At 65.3% G+C, this 18,582-nt stretch carries 23 protein-coding genes; 19 read left to right on the top strand and 4 right to left on the bottom strand.

The features are described 5' to 3' along the window. The first annotated feature begins 83 nt into the window (after nt 1-83). Complete coding sequence (locus ABVV53_RS06155) at nt 84-1,418, top strand: NupC/NupG family nucleoside CNT transporter (RefSeq protein ID WP_353983521.1); 1,335 nt, start codon at nt 84-86, stop codon at nt 1,416-1,418. A 13-nt stretch (nt 1,419-1,431) separates the two neighbouring features. Here the strand turns inward: ABVV53_RS06155 and ABVV53_RS06150 are convergent, their stop codons facing one another. The 4 genes from ABVV53_RS06150 to ABVV53_RS06135 all read right to left on the bottom strand — a co-directional run bounded on the left by ABVV53_RS06150 (nt 1,432) and on the right by ABVV53_RS06135 (nt 3,690). Then, nucleotides 1,432-1,986, bottom strand: a complete 555-nt coding sequence (locus tag ABVV53_RS06150) for an NADPH-dependent FMN reductase (RefSeq protein WP_353983520.1) — start codon at nt 1,984-1,986, stop codon at nt 1,432-1,434. 63 nt (nt 1,987-2,049) lie between these two features. Further along, nucleotides 2,050-2,319, bottom strand: coding sequence for an usg protein (locus tag ABVV53_RS06145; RefSeq protein WP_353983519.1), 270 nt, complete (start codon nt 2,317-2,319; stop codon nt 2,050-2,052). Between the two features lie 103 nt (nt 2,320-2,422). Continuing rightward, entirely contained in the window at nt 2,423-2,965 is a 543-nt protein-coding gene (locus ABVV53_RS06140; protein WP_353983518.1) for a nuclear transport factor 2 family protein, read from the bottom strand. 86 nt (nt 2,966-3,051) lie between these two features. Beyond that, a complete protein-coding gene (locus tag ABVV53_RS06135; RefSeq protein WP_353983538.1) occupies nt 3,052-3,690 on the bottom strand; it encodes a YqaA family protein in 639 nt (212 codons plus the stop codon). Nucleotides 3,691-3,868: 178 nt separating this feature from the next. Between ABVV53_RS06135 and ABVV53_RS06130 the strand changes: the two genes are divergently transcribed. From ABVV53_RS06130 to ABVV53_RS06045, 18 genes are all read left to right on the top strand, one after another. Then, complete coding sequence (locus ABVV53_RS06130; protein WP_353983517.1) at nt 3,869-4,381, top strand: hypothetical protein; 513 nt, start codon at nt 3,869-3,871, stop codon at nt 4,379-4,381. After that, complete coding sequence (locus ABVV53_RS06125) at nt 4,368-5,738, top strand: DNA-packaging protein (RefSeq protein WP_353983516.1); 1,371 nt, start codon at nt 4,368-4,370, stop codon at nt 5,736-5,738. The genes ABVV53_RS06130 and ABVV53_RS06125 overlap by 14 nt, the downstream gene beginning before the upstream one ends. A 22-nt stretch (nt 5,739-5,760) precedes the next feature. Continuing rightward, a complete protein-coding gene (locus ABVV53_RS06120; protein ID WP_353983515.1) occupies nt 5,761-6,918 on the top strand; it encodes a phage portal protein in 1,158 nt (385 codons plus the stop codon). Further along, complete coding sequence (locus ABVV53_RS06115; protein ID WP_353983514.1) at nt 6,915-7,223, top strand: DUF6127 family protein; 309 nt, start codon at nt 6,915-6,917, stop codon at nt 7,221-7,223. Before ABVV53_RS06120 ends, ABVV53_RS06115 begins: the two co-directional genes overlap by 4 nt. Next, nucleotides 7,223-7,612, top strand: a complete 390-nt coding sequence (locus tag ABVV53_RS06110) for an HK97 family phage prohead protease (RefSeq protein ID WP_353983537.1) — start codon at nt 7,223-7,225, stop codon at nt 7,610-7,612. The genes ABVV53_RS06115 and ABVV53_RS06110 overlap by 1 nt, the downstream gene beginning before the upstream one ends. Before the next feature lie 85 nt (nt 7,613-7,697). Continuing rightward, nucleotides 7,698-8,831 (top strand): phage major capsid protein, encoded by a 1,134-nt coding sequence (locus ABVV53_RS06105; protein WP_353983513.1) that lies wholly within the window; start codon nt 7,698-7,700, stop codon nt 8,829-8,831. Between the two features lie 81 nt (nt 8,832-8,912). After that, nucleotides 8,913-9,461, top strand: a complete 549-nt coding sequence (locus ABVV53_RS06100; RefSeq protein WP_353983512.1) for a head-tail connector protein — start codon at nt 8,913-8,915, stop codon at nt 9,459-9,461. A 160-nt stretch (nt 9,462-9,621) separates the two neighbouring features. Next, nucleotides 9,622-10,011, top strand: coding sequence for a DUF3168 domain-containing protein (locus tag ABVV53_RS06095; protein WP_353983511.1), 390 nt, complete (start codon nt 9,622-9,624; stop codon nt 10,009-10,011). Nucleotides 10,012-10,031: 20 nt separating this feature from the next. Beyond that, nucleotides 10,032-10,439, top strand: a complete 408-nt coding sequence (locus tag ABVV53_RS06090) for a phage major tail protein, TP901-1 family (RefSeq protein ID WP_353983510.1) — start codon at nt 10,032-10,034, stop codon at nt 10,437-10,439. Further along, a complete protein-coding gene (locus ABVV53_RS06085) occupies nt 10,436-10,747 on the top strand; it encodes a GTA-gp10 family protein (protein ID WP_353983509.1) in 312 nt (103 codons plus the stop codon). The genes ABVV53_RS06090 and ABVV53_RS06085 overlap by 4 nt, the downstream gene beginning before the upstream one ends. Beyond that, the gene (locus ABVV53_RS06080) at nt 10,744-10,935 is read left to right on the top strand and encodes a phage tail assembly chaperone (RefSeq protein ID WP_353983508.1); all 192 of its coding nucleotides are present in this window, start codon (nt 10,744-10,746) and stop codon (nt 10,933-10,935) included. Before ABVV53_RS06085 ends, ABVV53_RS06080 begins: the two co-directional genes overlap by 4 nt. Continuing rightward, nucleotides 10,928-11,485, top strand: a complete 558-nt coding sequence (locus tag ABVV53_RS06075) for a tail tape measure protein (RefSeq protein ID WP_353983507.1) — start codon at nt 10,928-10,930, stop codon at nt 11,483-11,485. Before ABVV53_RS06080 ends, ABVV53_RS06075 begins: the two co-directional genes overlap by 8 nt. Nucleotides 11,486-11,497: 12 nt before the next feature. Then, nucleotides 11,498-13,831, top strand: coding sequence for a DUF2460 domain-containing protein (locus tag ABVV53_RS06070; protein WP_353983506.1), 2,334 nt, complete (start codon nt 11,498-11,500; stop codon nt 13,829-13,831). Then, nucleotides 13,828-14,652, top strand: coding sequence for a DUF2163 domain-containing protein (locus ABVV53_RS06065; RefSeq protein WP_353983505.1), 825 nt, complete (start codon nt 13,828-13,830; stop codon nt 14,650-14,652). Before ABVV53_RS06070 ends, ABVV53_RS06065 begins: the two co-directional genes overlap by 4 nt. Next, a complete protein-coding gene (locus ABVV53_RS06060; RefSeq protein WP_353983504.1) occupies nt 14,649-15,056 on the top strand; it encodes a hypothetical protein in 408 nt (135 codons plus the stop codon). The genes ABVV53_RS06065 and ABVV53_RS06060 overlap by 4 nt, the downstream gene beginning before the upstream one ends. A 10-nt stretch (nt 15,057-15,066) precedes the next feature. Continuing rightward, the gene (locus ABVV53_RS06055; protein ID WP_353983503.1) at nt 15,067-17,250 is read left to right on the top strand and encodes a phage tail protein; all 2,184 of its coding nucleotides are present in this window, start codon (nt 15,067-15,069) and stop codon (nt 17,248-17,250) included. 32 nt (nt 17,251-17,282) lie between these two features. Next, nucleotides 17,283-17,741, top strand: coding sequence for a DUF2793 domain-containing protein (locus tag ABVV53_RS06050; RefSeq protein WP_353983502.1), 459 nt, complete (start codon nt 17,283-17,285; stop codon nt 17,739-17,741). 185 nt (nt 17,742-17,926) lie between these two features. Further along, the coding region (locus ABVV53_RS06045; protein ID WP_353983501.1) for an outer membrane protein at nt 17,927-18,582 on the top strand (656 nt) is incomplete at its 3' end.

The raw sequence follows: 18,582 nt of genomic DNA, 5'->3' as shown, positions 1-18,582 counted from the left end.
AAATGCACTAGCCGCGGCGCGTGGCTCCATCTAGTTTCTGCCCGACTTTTCAGTGCCCTTACCCTTCAAGGAAATCGCGGCAGATGCACGTTGCCTACAGCCTTCTTGGCATCGTACTCATTTTGCTCGCCGCGCTGCTCCTCTCCACCGACCGCCGCTCGATCCGGCCGCGTGTGGTGGGTGCGGCCTTTGCGCTGCAGGTGGGCTTTGCCGCGCTGGTGCTCTACGTGCCGGTGGGACGCACAGTTCTGGCCGGCGCGGCAACGGCAGTGGAAAGCCTGCTCGGTTATGCCCATGCCGGCGTCGACTTCCTGTTCGGCCCTCTCGCCTCGCCCGAGATCGGCGGCACGAGTTTCGCTATCGCGGCGCTGCCGGTGATCATCTTCTTCGCCTCGTTGATTTCAATCCTCTACTACTTGCGCATCATGCCGCTGGTCATCCGCTGGATCGGCGGAGCGCTGGAGAAGATCACGGGCATCACCAAAGTCGAAAGCCTCTCGGCAGCTTCGAACATCTTTGTCGGACAAAGCGAATCGCCACTGGTGGTGCGCCCTTATCTCGCCGCACTTACGCCCTCGCAGCTCTTCTGCCTGATGACCGTGGGCCTGGCTGGCGTCGCGGGCACGATCCTGGCGGCTTACGCGAGCATGGGCATTCGCATTGATTACCTCGTAGCTGCCGCCTTCATGTCTGCGCCGGGCGGCATCTTCATGGCGAAGATGATCATGCCCGATCCACACTCGGTTACCACAGAAGAAGCAGACGCCCGGCTCGATCACGCCGCTCCGCCGCCAGCCGCGATGGCAGCCGCCGCGCTCAACCGCGAGCACGTGGTGGACCAGCCCGGCGTTCCCCACGAAGGCGTGCCGGTGGACGTGCCGCACGACGAGGAAGAACCCGCCAACATCATCATGGCCGCTGCGCAGGGTGCACAGACCGGAGTGAAGCTGGCCGTTGCCGTCGGGGCGATGGTGCTTGCTTTCGTGGCGCTGATCGCGCTCGCCAACGGGCTGGTCGGTTGGGTGGCGAGCCTCTTCGGCTTTGCCGGAGTGACCTTCCAACTTCTGCTGGGCTACGTCTTTGCCCCAGTCTTCTACCTTCTGGCGACGCCTGACTGGACCGAGGCACTGCACGCCGGCGGCCTCTTCGGCACGAAGATCGTGCTCAACGAGTTCGTCGCATTCATTGCCCTCGGGCAGGAAGCGGGTCTTTCACCCCGCACTGTTGCGGTGGTGACGTTCGCGCTGTGCGGGTTTGCGAATTTCTCGTCGATCGCGATCCAGATGGCGGTGACCGGGGGCCTCGCACCCAACCAGCGCCCGGTGATTGCGCGACTCGGCATGCGGGCACTGGCGGCGGGCAGCTTGTCCAACCTCATGAGCGCGGCGCTGGCGGGGCTGTTCCTGGGACTGGGCTGAGCCGGCCCGCCGCTCAGACGTCTTGGTGGCGCTCGATGAACGTGAAGAACGCGCGCATCCATCCCGTCAAGAAGTCGCGCGAGCTTTCGGCAATGGTGTGATCTTCGCTCACCAGTCCATCCTTCCACTGGATGTACGCCTCAGGCTGATCCATCAGCGGCACGTCAAGATAGGCCAGCACCATGCGCAAGTGGGACTGCGCCAGCGCGGTGCCGATCTGGCCGATAGAAGTGCCGATGACCGCGGACGGCTTTCCGGCCCAGACGCTCTGCCCCCAGGGCCGCGACCCGTGGTCAAGGGCGTTCTTGAGAACTCCAGGGATGGAGCGGTTGTACTCGGGCGTGACGAACAGAAGCGAATCCGAGCCTTTCACGAGCTCGCGCAGAGCCACCACTGATGGCGGCGGATCATTGTCCTGCTCCTCGCTGTAGAGTGGCAGCGATCCGATGTCCGCGAAGGCGAACTCATGCTCCCTGCTCTCGGGCAAGTGCATCAGTCCCTCCGCGAGGCGCCGGTTATAGGATCCTTCGCGCAGGGACCCGACGAGGACACAGGTCTTGATCGGCATGGTCTCTCCAGAGGCTAGCGTGTCCTGAGCCAACCCTTGCGGAGCCGTGGCGTTCCCGCGGGATCATTGAATTGCGATCACGCCATCAACGGCACGCCACTCGCTAGGACCAATCAGATGCTGATGCGCCATACGAACGGAGTGCAGTGGCCCCTCGATCTCGCGGCTCCAGTAATCGAGGAAGCTCTTAAGCGCCGGGAAGCGGGGCGCAAGATCGTACTGCTGGAATGCGAAGAGTTGCAGGAGCTTGGGGTAGTCCGGAAGATAGTAATGGATCTCGATCGTCGAGAGGCCATAGCCTTCGAGCTGCATGAGGAAGTCGCTACGCGCCATATCCCTCCTTCGCACTGCGCCTTATTGCAGTGCAGCAAGAAAATCATGACACAACTGTCATAGTAGTCAAGTCACGCGCGGGAGAGCGAAAAGTTCCAACTTATCAGCGCTCGGTCTCGGCAGGGCGGCGCGGGCGGGGCGGACGATGATAGCTTACGTCCATGCGATCGCGTGTGGCCTGGCAGGGCGCCTCGGCCGAGTAGGCGGTGGAAGGCGACGGCGCCAGAGCGGCGCGCGAAACATCGTAAGTGCCCTCCACCAAGGTCACGCGATCGGCAATGCGCCACTCGCCGTTCCGCTTCTGCAAGTGGTCGACATAGCGCCCCGTGGACATGAAGTGAGGCCCTTCGGCAGTGACGCCGGAGAAGTGATAATACGTCTCGCAGTAGGCGTCATCGCCCTGCAAATCGCAGACATGGTTGAGGATTGCGTGCTGGGTCGCCTCGAACATCGATGTGGTGCCGTCTGCCCAAGCGATGAAGTCATCCGGTCCGCCAACGAAGTGGCCATGATCCTCGATCGCGTCATCCCAGTAGCAAGAGCGAGTGAGTTCGCTGTCGAGCCGGTCAAGCCCGCGAGCATATCGGAGCAGGATCCCGTGGATCTCATGCCGGTCAACGAGTTCCGCAAGCTTGGTGTCGATCATGGCTGCCTCTCCTTTAATTGTCTGGCCACCATCTTCAAAAGTCGGCGGCGGCGAAAGCAGGAAAGGACGACTCTGGGGCCCGCAGTTTAGGCGCGTACTTGCTGCGGCGCGGCCTCGCACGCCTCGCTGGTCTGGTCACCGCTATGGCCCAGCATCGCGATGGCCAAGAAACCGGCAACAACGAGCGCGACGAAGCCAACCGTCACGAGAGCGAGGTACTTGTCGATGAACGCCTTGATCGGCGCCCCGAAGAGGCGGAACAGCACGCCCACCACCATGAAGCTGATAGACCGGGAGATCAGGCTGGCGCCGATGAACACCGGCAGGCTCATGCCGATAAAGCCGGCGGTGATCGTCAGCAGCTTGAAGGGAATCGGCGTCGCGCCTTTCACGATGATGATCTCGGCACCGTACTCGCGCAAGTAGCAGGCCGCCTTGGGGAAGCTCTCCGCCAAGCCCAAGGCGCGCAGCATCGCTTCACCGAAAGCCTCATAGGCCAGCGCGCCGATGCTATAGCCCAGCAAGCCGCCCAACACGGACGCGATCGTCGCCACCGCGGCGAAGCGAATCGCCTTCTTTGGCTCGGCAAGGCACATCAAACCAAGCAGCGGATGCGGTGGGACCGGAAAGAAGCTCGCTTCCATGAAAGCGAAGGCGGCAAGCCACCAGGTCGCGTGCGGATGCGCCGCTTTTGCCATGGTCCATTCGTAGAGGCGGCGCAGCATCGTATTCCCCGCATAATCCCGTCGAATGCTGCGTAGCAGCATTGGTGGTTTCGACAAGCGCATAACCATATTGGCACATTTGGCTTGACATCAGCGCATTGATTGGGTACATAAAGGGAACATCGCGAGGCCGAAACCAAGGTGGCAGGAACTCGCAGCCAATCCAGGAACCATCGTCATGCAGGACACGAAAGTGCCGGCCGAAAGCCGTGCCCGCCGCTCGCGCGCGGTTGAAGAAAAGCGCTGGCGCAAGCTGTTCCTGGCTCACCTCGCGGCGACCTCGAACGTGACGGCTTCGGCGAAGGCCGCAGGCGTATCGACAAGCCGCGCTTATGACGCTCGCCGCTCCGACCCGGGCTTCTATCGCCAGTGGCAGGAAGCGCTATGCGAAGGATACGAGCACCTGGAGATGGCGCTGCTTCAGCGGCTGCGCGAAGGGGAGATCAAGCCGGCCAGCGGCGCCAAGCGCGGAACGCGGGTGTTCGACAACGCAACGACGCTGCGTTTGCTGACGGTTCACCGCGACTCCGCCTCGCGCCAGCAGGCCATCCGGGACAACCGCGACTCCGGGGTGATCCTGGAGCGTATCAACGCTCGCATCGATCGCCTGCGCGTGCCGGTCGTGCTGGAAGCCGCTGTGGAAGCCGGTGGCGAAGCCACGATGCTGACGCAGGACGATGCGAATGGCTGATCCACGCCGCCTAGCCCGACTTCTGCGCGCTGACCCGGCCGATCGCCGCAAGATGCTGGCCCGCATGCCCGAGGCTGATCAGGAGGAATTCCTTACCCACTGGGAGCTATGGGCTCGCGAGCAGCAGTCGCCACCTTTGGGAGATTGGCGCACGTGGCTGATCATGGCCGGTCGCGGCTTTGGCAAGACTCGCGCCGGAGCGGAATGGGTTCGCGCCGTTGCCGAAGCAGAGCCCGACGCACGGATTGCTCTGGTCGCTGCCTCGCTGGGCGAAGGCCGTGCAGTGATGGTGGAAGGCGAAAGCGGATTGCTCTCGGTCTGCCCCCCCCGGCGGCGGCCGCAGTTCGAGCCCTCTCTGCGTCGGCTGACCTGGCCGAACGGAGCACTGGCGACGCTCTATTCGGCGGGAGAACCGGAATCCCTTCGCGGGCCCCAGCATAGCCATTCCTGGTGTGACGAGATCGCCAAGTGGGACAATGCCAGCGGCCGCGCGATGAGTGCCTGGGACAACCTGCTGCTCGGCATGCGGCTGGGCGAGCATCCGCGCATCGTCGCCACCACCACGCCGCGCGCCGTACCGCTGATGCGGCGGTTGCTGGAGGAGACGGGCGACGGGCTCGCCCTGACGCGCGGGCGGACAGAGGAGAATGCCGGGAATCTGCCGACGCGGTATCTCCGCGACATCAGGCGCAGCTTCGGACGCTCGGCGCTCGGCCGTCAGGAACTCGACGGTGAACTGATCGCCGACTTGCCCGGAGCGCTCTGGACGCGCGCGATGATCGAGGAATGCCGGGAGACGGCGCCTCCGGCGATGATGCGCGTTGTGATCGGCGTCGATCCTCCTGCGAGCAGCGGGGGCGATGCATGCGGCATCGTTGTCGTCGGGCTGGGAGCGGATGGCATCGCCCGCGTGCTGGCCGACGCATCTCTCCTGAAGCCCAGCCCCGAGCGCTGGGCGCGCAAGGTCGCCCGCACGCACGAAAGCTGGAATGCGGACCGCGTGATCGCGGAAGCCAATCAGGGCGGCGAGATGGTCGGCACCGTGCTGCGCGCCGCCGACATCACGCTGCCGTTCAAGCTGGTGCACGCCAGCCGCGGCAAAACCGCACGGGCTGAGCCGGTTGCGGCGCTCTATGAAGCGGGGCGGGTGCGGCACGTCGGCATCTTCGCGGCTCTGGAAGATGAGCTGTGCGGACTGATCGCCGGGGGCGGCTACGAAGGCCCCGGCCGCTCACCGGATCGTGCGGATGCTCTCGTCTGGGCGCTGTCCGAATTGATGCTGGGACAAGCGCGCATGCCTCGCGTGCGGTCTCTCGAACACCCTGCTCCCGAGATCCGCTCCGCCTCGGCGGCCTGACACTTCTCACACTGGAGACAACATGTCCCTCATTGAAATGCTGGTGACCGCTTTCAAGGGCAGCGAGCGACGCGTGCCTCTGGGACGTGGCCCCTCCTCCCCCTGGTTCTTCGCAGCGGATCGCACAGCGCGCTCGCCCTTCGAATACAACGCCGCCGTGCGCCGTGCCTATCTGGACAACCCGGTGGCGCAGCGTGCCGTCCGCCTCGTTGCAGAAAGCATCGCCGGAGCCCCGCTGCTGCCGACCGAGCCTAAGCTGGTGAAGCTGGTGCAGGCGACCAGCGCCGGGCAGTCGCTGCTGGAAACGCTGACCTCGCACTTGCTGCTGCACGGTAACGCCTTCGTGCAAGTGCTGAAGGACGCGCGGGGCACTCCGGTGGAGTTGTTCGCGCTCAGGCCCGAGCGGATGAGCGTGGTCGCTGGAGCGGACGGCTGGCCGAGCGCGTGGACGTACACTGTGGGCGGCCGCCCGCTGACGATTCCGCTGGAGGACGAGGATGCCTCGCCCAACCTGATCCACATCCGCCATTTTCACCCCGCATGCGATCACTTCGGCGCCGGCTGCCTCGCCGCGGCTGAACAAGCGGTGGGCATTCACAATGCCGCCGCCGATTGGAACCGCCAGATCCTGGAGAACTCGGCCCGGCCCTCGGGCGCGCTCGTCTACGAGAGCGGCGACGGCGCCACGCTGACAAGCGAGCAGTTCGACCGACTGCGCGAGGAATTGGCGAGCAACTTCGCGGGCGCCGTGAATGCCGGGCGGCCGCTGCTGCTGGAAGGCGGGCTGAAATGGCAGGCGATGGCGATGACCCCAGCCGACATGGACTTCGCCACGCTGAAAGCCGCCGCCGCCCGGGACATCGCTCTGGCATTCGGCGTGCCGCCAATGCTGCTGGGGCTTCCCGGTGACTCCACATACGCCAATTACCGCGAGGCCAATCGTGCGCTCTGGCGGCTGAGCTTGCTGCCCCTGGCCGCGAAGCTGCTCGGCGCGCTCGCGGAAGGGCTCGCCACCTGGTTCCCCGAGGCCCGCCTCGCCATCGACTACGACCGGGTGCCTGCTCTCGCGGAGGATCGTGAGCGGCTCTGGGCACAAGTGAGCGCGGCGGACTTCCTCGATGCGCAGGAGAAGCGCGCGCTGCTGGGCCTGCCGTCAAAGGTTGAGGAGAACAAATCATGAATCCCAATGAGATGCTCGCTGGACTGGTTGCACAAGCCCGGCAGGAAGGCGGCGACCTCGTGACGCTGCGCGCCATCGTGGAAGAAGCCAGCGAACTGGGTGCGCAGCGAACCCTTGCCAGCATCGGCCTCGACGATGAGCGGGCGCCGAGTGACTTGTCCGAACTTCGCCAGCTGCTGCGCGCGTGGCGCGATGCCAAGGCCAGCGCGCAGACCGCTGCGATCGGCTGGATCGTACGCGGCTTGCTGGCGCTCCTGCTGTTGGGAATGGCCGTGCGGCTCGGCGCGACGGAGTTGCTGCGGTGATGCGGCTGGCCGGATACGCCGCTCTGTTTGGCCGGCGCGACGCGGCGCGCGATGCGATCCTGCCAGGCGCCTTTGCTCGCACCCTCGCCAGCCGCCGCGATCCGCTGCCACTTTACTGGCAGCACCGCCCCGACCAGCGGATCGGCTGGGTGGATCAGGCGGCGGAAGACTCCAGGGGCCTGCGCGTGATCGCCGGGATCGACAATCCCGAAGGCGGCGCGGGGCTCGCACTCAGGCGTCGCGCAGTGACCGGCCTCAGCTTCGGCTACCGCACGCGCCAAGCGCAGCACACGCCATCGGGCCGCGACCTCATCGAGATCGAACTCTTCGAGGTGAGCCTCGTTACGCACCCGCTCCAGCACGGGGCGCGAGTGCATCTGGTCACCTGAAGCGGAGGCTCGCCCGTCCCGACCGCCTTCCCACACTCCTTCTCCGGCCTGCCATCCGGCGGCCTCCTCTGAAAGGTACAAGTTCATGGAAGACATGCCCGTTTCCGGCGTGCTCGACGCCTCTTTCGACATTGTCGCGCGACAGGAGGCTACGGAAGCCGCGGTGGAAACCCTGCGCGGCGACGTGGAGGACGTGAAAGTCCGTCTGGATCGCGTCGGCCGCGCCGCCACGCGCCCGATGATCGGCGGGGCCGTCGCCAGTCCCGAAGTGAAGAGCTTCGTCGATGGCTACTTGCGTCAGGGTCGCGAAGCCGAGGTTAAGTCGCTCTCCGGCGCGGCGGCAGCGGACGGCGGCTATGCCGTGCCGCGTGAGATCGACGCGCTGATCGCCTCGCGCCTCAAGGACATCAGCCCGATCCGTGCCATCGCGCAAGTGGTGCAGACCGGCAGCGCCGGCTATCGCAAGCTCGTCACCACCGGCGGCACGGCGTCCGGCTGGGTGAGCGAGACGGCAGCGCGCCCCGAAACGGCGACGCCGAGCTTCGCCGAGATCGCACCGCCTTCGGGCGAGCTCTACGCCAACCCCGCTGCTAGCCAGGCGATGCTCGACGATGCAGCCTTCGACCTCGAGAGCTGGCTGGCCGATGAGATCGCGATGGAGTTCGCCCGCGCGGAAGGCGCCGCCTTCGTCAGCGGCAACGGCAGCAACCGCCCGCGCGGCTTCCTTGCGGCTCCGAACCACGCAGCGGACGACGCTGTGCGCGCTTTCGGGACCTTGCAGTTCCTCGCCTCAGGCGCGGCGGCGGGGCTTGGGGCTGAGCCCGAGAACAAGCTGATCGACCTCGTCCATACTCTCAACTCGGGGCACCGGCAGGGCGCGAGCTGGGTGATGAATGCGGCGACGCTGGCCGAAGTGCGCAAGCTCAAGACTTCGGATGGCGCCTTTGTGTGGCAACCCGGCCTTGCCGCAGGGCAGCCGAACCGCTTGCTGGGCTATCCGGTGGTCGAGGCAGAGGACATGCCGGACATCGCAGCGGGCACAACGCCCATCGCCTTCGGCAACTTCCGCGCCGGTTATCTTATTGCGGAGCGCAGCGCGACCACGATCCTGCGCGACCCCTTCACCAACAAGCCGTTCGTCCACTTCTACGCCACCAAGCGGATTGGCGGGCAAGTGCTTGATTCCGACGCGATCAAGCTGCTCAAGATCTCCGCCTGATCCCCGGCAGCTTCGCCTCCCGCCGCGCTTCTTCCCTCAGGCGCGACGGGAGGCACCCTCTTCCCCTTATCGGAGATGCTCATGAACCGGGTGATCCTCACCCCCGCCACGCTGCCCTCCTCGGCGCTGGCCGAGCTCAAGCAGTGGCTCGGCATCACCTTCGCGGCGGATGATGCGCCTTTGCAGCGGCTGCTCTCGGCTGCGCTGGAGGCTTGCGAAGGCTTCACCGGCACCATGCCGCTGGAGCAGATCTGCGAACAGGTGCTCGACTCGCGCGGCTGCTGGCAGGCCCTCGCCACGCGCCCGGTGCAGGCGATGCTGGCGGTCGAGCGCGTCGCCGAAGACGGCACCCGCGTCACCCTTGCGCCGGACGACTATGACGTCGAGCTGCACGCCGGCGGCACCGGATACGTGCGCGTGCTCTCACCCAAGTGTCCTGGGAGGATCGCCGTTCGCTTCACCGCCGGACTGGCCACAGAGTGGGACCTCCTGCCGGAATCCCTGCGCCATGGCATCGTGCGCCTTGCCGCTCATCAGCATCGCGAGCGGGAAAGTGCCGGCGCTTCATCGCTCCCGCCGGCCTCGGTCGCAGCGTTGTGGCGCCCGTGGCGGCGCGTGCGGCTAGCATGATCGGCGCTCATTCCCCCGGCTTCGCTGCCCTCGCCGAGCGCCTTCGGACGAAAGCTACCGCCCTTGCTCAGGCTCGCATCACGGCGGCCCGGACGCAAACGCCGCAGCGGTGGCGGCGAGCCCAGCTGCTCTGGCCGCTCTTCACGAAAGGATGACCGCCATGGAGATCCGCTTGCGCGCTGCGCTCCTCGACTGGCTGCGGGCCGACCAGCTGCTGTCTGCCCAGCTCAATGCCATCGTCGAGGAAGCGCCCGCGCGCACCAGCCTGCCCTGGCTCGCCATCGCCGCGAGCGCGAGCACGGACTGGAGCACCAAGAGCGGAGCGGGACGCGAAATACGCATCGCACTCGAACTGCACTGCCGTGGCGATGCGCCCGCCGCCGCTGCGGATCTTGTGACCGCCATTGAGGCGAGGATTGCGGCGCTGCCGGCGGCGCAGACCGGCTTCTCCATCGTGTCCAGCCGATTTCTGCGCGCCCGTGCGGAGCAGCGCGGCGAGAGCCGGCGCGCCGTGCTGATCGAATACGCCTTCCGCGTGCTCGCCCACTGAACTTCATCAGGAGACCATCGATGACCGCCCAGAAAGGCAGTGCCTTCCTTCTCAAGATCGCCGACGGTGCGACACCCGCCAGCTACCAGACCGTCGCCGGGCTGCGCACCACGCAGATGAGCGTAACCGGCGAAACCGTCGTTATCACCAACAAGGCCAGCGGTGGCTGGCGCGAACTGCTTTCGGCCGCCGGGGTGCGGGCGGTATCGGTGAGCGCCGCCGGCATCTTCCTCGGCAGCGAGGCCGAAGCGCAGGTGCGTGCCAACGCCTTGGCCGGTACGCTCGACGACTACGAACTCTCTTTCGAAGACGGGGAGAAGCTTCGCGGTCGTTTCCTCGTGCAGCGCCTGGACTATGCCGGCGATTTCAACGGGGAGCGCAACTACACGCTCCAGCTCGAAAGCTCCGGCGCAGTGGTGCCGGCATGAGCGCGGCAAATCCCTATCGCGGTGAGGCCGCGCTGATGATCGCCGATCAAGAGCTCGTGCTGCGCCCCAGCTTCAACGCGCTCGTCGCCGCCGAGGAGGAGCTGGGTCCGCTATTTGCGCTGGTCGAGCGTGCCGCGCGCGGCGATCTGCGTCTTGTCGAACTAGCGGCGCTGTTCTGGCACTGCGCCGTCGCGCGCGACGACCTCACGCGCGAGAAGCTGGGAGAAGCCGTGCTTGCCGCTGGGCTGGCGGCCTGCGCTGCTCCGCTGCGGCTGCTCCTCCGACAGATCCTGCGCGGCATCGGATGAGCGAGAGCTTTGGCCACCTCGCGGCTGTGCTGAGCGGTCTGGCTGCGCGCAACCTGGGCTGGCGGCCCGACGAGTTCTGGCGCGCCACGCCAGCGGAGTTGGCGGCGGCACTGACTGCGCCAAATGCCCAGAGTGCACCGATCGGCCGCGAGACGCTGCAACACCTGATGGAGCAGGACCATGGATGATGGGATCGACAGCCTTCTGATCGAAGTGCGCGCGGGTACTGAAGGCTTCGCGCGCGACATTGCCCGCATGCGCAGCAGTGTGGACGGCGAACTCGTCGGCGCGTTCACCAAGGCGGGGGATGCGCTCGAGCGAGGCCTCACCAGCGCCATTCGCAAAGGCAGCCTTGGCTTCGACGACCTCAAGCGCGTGGCACTCGACGCCATGGACACCATTGCGGCGCAGTCGCTTCACGGATTGCTGGGGGGAGCGGGCAACGCAAGTGCAGGCTTTGATCTGTCGGGCCTTGCCGGCGCACTGCTCGGACTGCCCGGCCGGGCGACGGGCGGCAACGTAGCGCCGGGCCGCGGCTATCTCGTCGGTGAACGCGGACCTGAGGTCTTCATGCCAACCAGCGCCGGGCGCATCGAACCATCCGCCCATGCAGCGCCCCGCGACGTACGCATTTCCATCAATCTTGCCGGACAAGCGGGAGCCAGCGCCCCGCGCTCGCTCCAGCGATCTTCCCGGCAAGTCGCAAGCGCGGTGCGCCGTGCGCTTACCGGCAACTGAAGGACGATCCTCATGGCATTCTGGCTGGCCGATACGCGCGAGGGGCAGGATAGCGACTGGATTCAGCGCTTCGACCCCAGGTTCTGGACCGTCAACTTCCCACGTCCAATGATGGCGAGCGTCGTCTCGACCGCGCCCGATGCCCTTCGCGTCGACACCGCATTTCTGCGGAAGGCGGACCTCGCAGGGCTGATCTGGGAAAGTGAGGATACGTTCGACCACCCCCTTCTCGCTTACGAAACGATCCGGGACTACGCGGGTGCGACGCTCTCCTTCCGTTGGCGCTCATCGGGCGTGATCGCGCTTGATGAAGTGAACGGCCCCACGCTGACGATCGAGGGGCGTGACGCGCAAGGAGCCTCTCGCACCTGGTACGTGCGACTCTGGAACTATGCGGAAGGGACCCCGGAAGACGCACAGATCGTGCTGCCGTTCTCTGGCCTGTCCGGAGGCTTCGCGCTGCCGGGGGATGCCGACCCATCATGGCCCGGCGACATCGACCGCCTCTTCATCTCCATAGCACCGCCGGGCTACGACGCCGACAGCTCCGAAGCGCTGCCGGCAGAGGCGGAAGGCTGGGTAGAACTTACCGCTATCCGCTGCGAGGGCGCACACGCGATGCTGGAAAGCGGCGACGTGATGATTGCCCCCACGGGACTGGCGATTGCGACCGGGTTCGACGACGAGGGTGTGCAAGCGCCAGCCCGACTGCTGCGCAATATTCGGCAACTTGGCTATCGCGGTTCGGTGGTCCACTATGTGGGCATGAGCCACTATTTCCGGCTCGCCGACGCGGATGGCGCTTTCCTGGCAGGAGGTGCAAGCGATCCGCTCAACACCCCGACGCGGGCCTGGCATTCCGCCTTCTTTGCGGAGTGCGCGCGGCTTGGCTTCAGCCCGATCACTTCAGTCTCGTACGAGCTTCTGGCCCAGCATTGCCCTGCAGACTGGATGCAGCGCGACTTGGCAGGTGCTCCGGCGCTCACCGGATGGGACCCGCCCTCCTCTCTGCTCTCACCCGCAAACGGACAAGCAATGGCATGGCTCCAGTCCGTTGCAGCCGCATTCGTTGACCTGATGCGCCAGGCGAGCGTGCCACTTCGCTTCCAGGTGGGTGAGCCTTGGTGGTGGACTTACAGCGACGGTCGTATCTGCCTCTACGACGATGCGGCCAAGGCATTGCTGGGCGGCGATCCTCCTGAGATCGCCGATTTGCGCGAACCGCTTGAACTGAAACAAGTGGCACTGCTCGACGCGGCAGGAGCTTTGCTCGCGCAATCCTCCGCAGCCCTCGTCGCCGCAGCCCGCGCGGCGGCCGCACCCGATCCACTGGAGGCGCTTCTGCTGGTATTCACGCCCACGATCCTCGATCCGGCCACTCCGGAGGCATATCGGGCGAACCTGCCGACCGGCTGGGCCGCGCCCGCCTTCGATCGCCTGCAAGTGGAGGACTACGACTGGCTCACCGCCGGTGCCGACGCACCTCGTCGCGCCGCCTACCTGCTGGTGAACGATCGCCTCGGCTATCCGCCGCACGAACAGGACTACTTCACCGGCTTCGTCCTCAACGCACGGGGACGCGACCAATGGCGCGCCATCGACGATGGCATTGATGAAGCGCGTACTCGCAACCCGTACGAGATCTTCGCCTGGGCGCTGCCGCAAGTGGCGCGCGACGGATACGTGCGCCTCCCCGATGCAGGAGAGCCCGACATGCAGGCCTTTGACGACGTGACTTACCCACTCGCGCTCGGGCGCGATGCCAGCGTCAGTCCTGAGTTCTCGACCACCGTTGCCGTGACATCTTCGGGATTTGAACGGCGCAACGCCTTGTGGTCGGATGCGCGGTTACGCTTCGATGTGGGGCCAGGCGTGCGATCGGAAGCGGAGATGGGAGTCCTCATCGCCTTCTTTCGGGCACGCCGCGGACCGGCCAGAGGCTTCCGCCTTCGCGACCCAACCGACTTCAGTTCCAACGGCATGACCGGCGTTCCGATCGCAACTGATCAGCTCCAGGGGATAGGTGATGGCACCCGCAGCGCCTTCGCCCTGGTGAAACGCTATGGCACGGAGCCGGATGCCCAAGTGCGACGGATCACCCGGCCTGAACCTGCCAGCATCCTGGTAAGCATTGATGACATTACGCAGGCTGGGGGTTGGTCGCTGGAGAGCGGCGGCATCCTCAGTTTCAGCACGCCTCCTGCGCAAGGTGTCATAGTGCGAGCCGGGTTCCTCTTCGACGTCCCCGTTCGCTTCGCCGAGGATCGCCTCGATATCTCGGGCGCAGCCTTCGCTGCTGGGGAAGCTCCCAGCGTCTCCCTCGTCGAAATTCGGGAAGCGGCATGAACCGGGTGTGGTTTGCGCAGCCACTGGAAACGGTCGCGACCTTCTGGCGCATCCTGCGCCGGGATGGCGTGACGCTCGGCTTCACCTCACACGATCGCGACTTGTGGTTTGATGGCGTACTTCACCGCGCCTCTCCTGGCATTGTGCTTTCGGCCATCCGTCGCACTGCCGGTCTCGAGGCCGACAGCGCGGAAGTGTCAGGCGCGCTAAGTCATGACGGTGTGAGCGCCGAAGATCTTGCCGCAGGCCGCTACGACGGTGCTCGCGTGCGGATCGGCGTGATCGACTGGGAGAGTGGCGACTGCGAAACGATCTGGGTCGGCACGCTGGGCGCCGTGGCCGAGGAAGACGGCCAGTTTAGTGCGGAACTGCTCTCTCGTAAGGCAGAGCTGCTGCAGCGCACGGTGCCGCACACCAGCCCTGCGTGCCGCGCAGAGTTCTGCGGCCCCGGCTGCAACCTCAACCCGGAGTTCTTCACCCACGAGGCCGCGCTGACGGGCGCCGATATGGAGACCGGCACCGTCACGGTGACGTGCGATGCAACACCTGAGAGTCTTCTGGGTGGTACACTGCGGTGGCTGGACGGCCAGCAGACCGGAAGGACATTGCACATCCGTGCTGTCAACGCAGACGGCGCGCTGGTTCTCGATCCACCACCGGAAGAAAACGCACAGGCGGGATTCCGCGCAGTCGTGCGAGAAGGTTGCGACCACCGGCTCGACACCTGCGCGGACCGATTCAACAATGCCGCCAACTTCCGCGGCGAGCCTTTCCTGCCGGGCAACGACTTGCTCGTTCGCTATCCCTCGCCCCTCGCATGAGCGCCTTCGAACTTGCAGCTGCCGCCGAAGCGCTGGTCGGCGTCCCGTTCCGGCTACACGGTCGCGATCCGAACTGCGGCGTCGATTGCCTGGGCGTCCTCGCGGCAGCGCTGGCCCGGATTGGACGCTCGGCGTCGCTTCCAGCCAGCCATACGCTGCGCCGGCGCGGCGAGGTCGACGCGGAGGCGGTCGCCAGAGACGCCGGTCTCGTGAGAGCCGCTGGCGTCCTCGCGAGAGGAGACATGCTGCTGGTGCGCTGCTCGGCAACTCAGCTCCATCTGCTCATCGCAGTGAACGCCAGCCGCTTCGTCCATGCTCATGCGGGGCTCGGCCGGGTGGTGATCGGCGCTCGCGATCCCGGCTGGCCAGTCGTCGGGCACTGGCGACTTCCTCAAACGCAGTAAGGAGTGCCGTATGGCAACGCTTGTTTTGGGTGCCGTCGGCACCGCCTTGGGCGGCCCGGTTGGCGGAGCTATCGGCGCATTGGCAGGGCGACAGCTCGACGGTCTGGTGCTGGGCTCCGCCTCACGCAGCGGGCCGCGGTTGCGCGAGCTTGAGGTCTCGCTGTCCAGCTATGGCAATCCCATTCCCCGCGTTTACGGCCGCATGCGCGTAGCCGGTGCTATCGTTTGGGCGACCGAGCTGCAGGAGCACAGCGAGACGCGCAGCGGCGGCAAAGGGCAGTCAGCCCTCAAAGCTTACACTTACACGGCGAACCTGGCGGTGGCGCTATCAAGCCGCCCCATCCTGGGGCTGGGGCGGGTCTGGGCAGACGGCAAGTTGCTGCGCGGCGCAGCAGGCGACCTTAAAGTCGGGGGTACGCTGCGGATTCATACAGGTGCGGAGGACCAGGCAGTCGATCCTCTCATTGCGGCGAGCGAGGGCGAGGCGCGATGCCCTGCCTTTCGCGGAATCGCATATGCCGTGTTCGAAAACCTTGAACTGAGCGACTTCGGCAATCGTATCCCCGCCCTCACGTTCGAAGTTCTCGCAGATGATGCGGTGCGCCTGTCCGATCTGGTGGACGAGTCGCCAGCAGAGATAGAGGCTCATGGGGAGCTTGGAGTTCTCTCCGGGCTTGTCGTCGATGGCTCCCTGGACACGACGTTGTCTGCACTCGAACCGGTGCTGCCGATCGCCATCGATGCCGCTGGCGCTTCTCTCGTGATGCACGTCGGAGATGAAGGCGCAGAGGCCCTTCTGCTGGATGAAGCCGCATCCGCCACAGACGATGACGCCTTCGGGCGGGTAGCGGGATTCAGCCGCCGCCGCGAGCCCTTCGCTCGGCTGCCATCTCCCGCGTTGCGCTATGCCGATGTCGACCGCGACTACCAGCCGGGAACCCAACATGCGACAGGACTTGCTGGGCCAGGCTATCCAGACCTTGTGGAACTTCCAGCGGCGCTCTCCGGCAGCAACGCGAGAATGCTGGTGGAGCGGCTCGCCCTTCGACGAGACCGCGGGCGGGAGCGGATCGCATGGCGCACCAGCACGGTGGACGCCAAGGTGGCCCCGGGCTCACGCATGCGCCTTCCGGATTACTCCGGCACATGGCGCGTGGAGAGCTGGGAGTGGCGCGAGGCCGGCGTGGAGCTTGAGCTCGTGCGGACCGACGTCGCGGCGCCAAAGAACCTGGTGCCAACCACCGGCTTGTTCCCTGCTCCCGTTGACCTCCCGGCGGCATCCACGCAGCTCGTGGCATTGGAACTGCCTTGGGATGGCAGCAGGGGCGACGCCGATGCAGCCCTTGTTGTCGCGGCTGTAGGCGCCACCGGTACGGTCTGGAGCGGAGCCACACTCTATGCTGACCGCGGGGACGGCCAGTTGCTGCCGCTGGGGTCAAGCGGGCGCGAGCGGGCGGTGATCGGCTTTGCCAAGGAGCCACTTGCTCCCGCCAGTCCGCTGCTGTTCGACCGCACGTCACACCTTCTCGTAGTCCTGACATCTCAGGACCAGGTCTTATCCCCTGCCGGCTTTTCCGAACTCGGAGCTGGTGCCAACCTGGCGCTGATCGGCAACGAACTCGTTCAGTTCGGCCGGGCAGATCCGGTTGGAGCGGGGCGCTGGCGGCTATCCCAGCTGCTCCGCGGATGCGGGGGGACTGAACACGCGATCTGCGACCACCAGCCGGATGAGCCGTTCGTGTTGCTCACAGGTAAGCTCACGTCGATCGACTCTAACGCTCTGGGATACGCAGAGGCAGACATCGCAGCGATCGGCCGTGGCGACACCGAGCCGGTAATCAGTCCGATCCGTTTGCGGGGCATCGGCAGCCGTCCTTTAACGCCGGTACACGGGCGCTCACGCTGGAGCCATCAAGGTGTCCTCGCACTCGAATGGACGCGCAGGGCACGTGGGGGCTGGCGGTGGACCGACGGAATCGACGTACCGCTTGGCGAGGAGGCGGAGCGGTACCTGGTCACGTTTGAGAACGCCGGAGCTGCCTTGCGAGCCTGGAGCGTGGACCAGCCGGTACTCAACCTTTCGGCGGATGAAATTGCCTCCCTCTCTGCCCTGGCCGCAACCGGTACCTTCCACGTTCGGCAGCAAGGAACTCGAGCGCTGTCGGCACCGCTGTTTCTCATATCACTGAGCTGAAAGCCGATTCAATCACCTTCAGGAGATCTTCCATGCCCGCACCCATAAGCTTTGACTCGGCGACTACTCGCTTCTCATTGCCGCTGCTGTTTGCGGCGCAGGCACATAAGGAGGTGTTCCACAACGAAGCCCTCGCCCGCATCGATGCGCTTCTTCATGCGGCAATACTGGGAGAAACGAACGAGCCTTCAGAAAATTCAAACGACGGCGATTGCTGGCTCGTGGGAGCCACTGCAACCGGTGCGTGGAGCGGACTTCAAGGATCTCTGGCAATGCGTCAGGCAGGACAATGGCTCTTCACTCAGCCCGTTCCCGGCATGCGCATTTTCAACCGGTCGGCCGACCAATTCTGGGTATTTAACGAAGGTTGGCAGAAACCTGCAACAATCCAGGAACCAACTGGAGGTCAAGTTGTTGATAGCGAGGCTCGAGCCGCAATCGGAGCACTGATCTCGGTTCTTCGGGCTTCGGGTGTCATACCATCTGTCTGACGGCAGTGGCTTCAACAGGGGGTCAACGTGTTCGCTAAGCAAGATCGTCTTCGCGAACGTTCTGCGCCTCCAACAACTGCTGCATTTCTGCAACAGTTATGGTCACTGTGCGCTTGCGCAGAGTCTACGGACGGAGTAGACCCCCGACCACTCGGTGGCTCCAAATCTCTGTATAGGGGAAACATATGAGGAAACTCGTTATCGGCTTGGCTCTGGCTTCTACAGCCATTGCTACGCCTTCACTTGCGCGTGACAACGCGTGGTATATCGAAGGCGGTTTCGGCGCGATGATCGTCGAAGATACCAGCTTTGATATTTCTGGAATTAACAACGCTGCTGCGGTCGACTCCGATTACGGCTACGATGGCGGCGTGTCGATCGGTTACGACTTTGGACCTTTCCGTCTCGAAACGGAAGGCAGCTACCGTCGCGCTGAAAACGACGAGTACACCACGGGCGGCACCACTGGCGGCGCTTGGGGTCATGGCGACGTCCTGTCGTTCATGCTGAACGGCTTGCTGGACTTCGGTCCCGATGACGGCATCCAGGGCTTTGTTGGTGGTGGTGTCGGCGTTGGCCGCGTTCACTATCGCGTCAACGTCCCTGGCTCGGTTGTGGTCAACGACAAGGACACGCGCTTCGCGTGGCAGGCTCTGGCTGGCGTTCGCGCGCCTGTCACCGAAAACATCGACATGGGCCTGAAGTACCGGTTCCACAACGTCGACAACCTCAGCATGGTCAGCACGCTTGGCGCGCCGATCGAGGGTCGCTGGCGTTCGCACAGCCTTCTGGGCACCGTCGCCTACAACTTCGGCGGCACCGAAGCGGCTCCCCCGCCTCC

It is taken from the genome of Novosphingobium kalidii, from assembly GCF_040534015.1.
Classification (GTDB): domain Bacteria; phylum Pseudomonadota; class Alphaproteobacteria; order Sphingomonadales; family Sphingomonadaceae; genus Novosphingobium; species Novosphingobium kalidii.
Note: the sequence above shows the minus strand (reverse complement) of the source record. Positions and strands in the feature narration are given on the sequence as shown.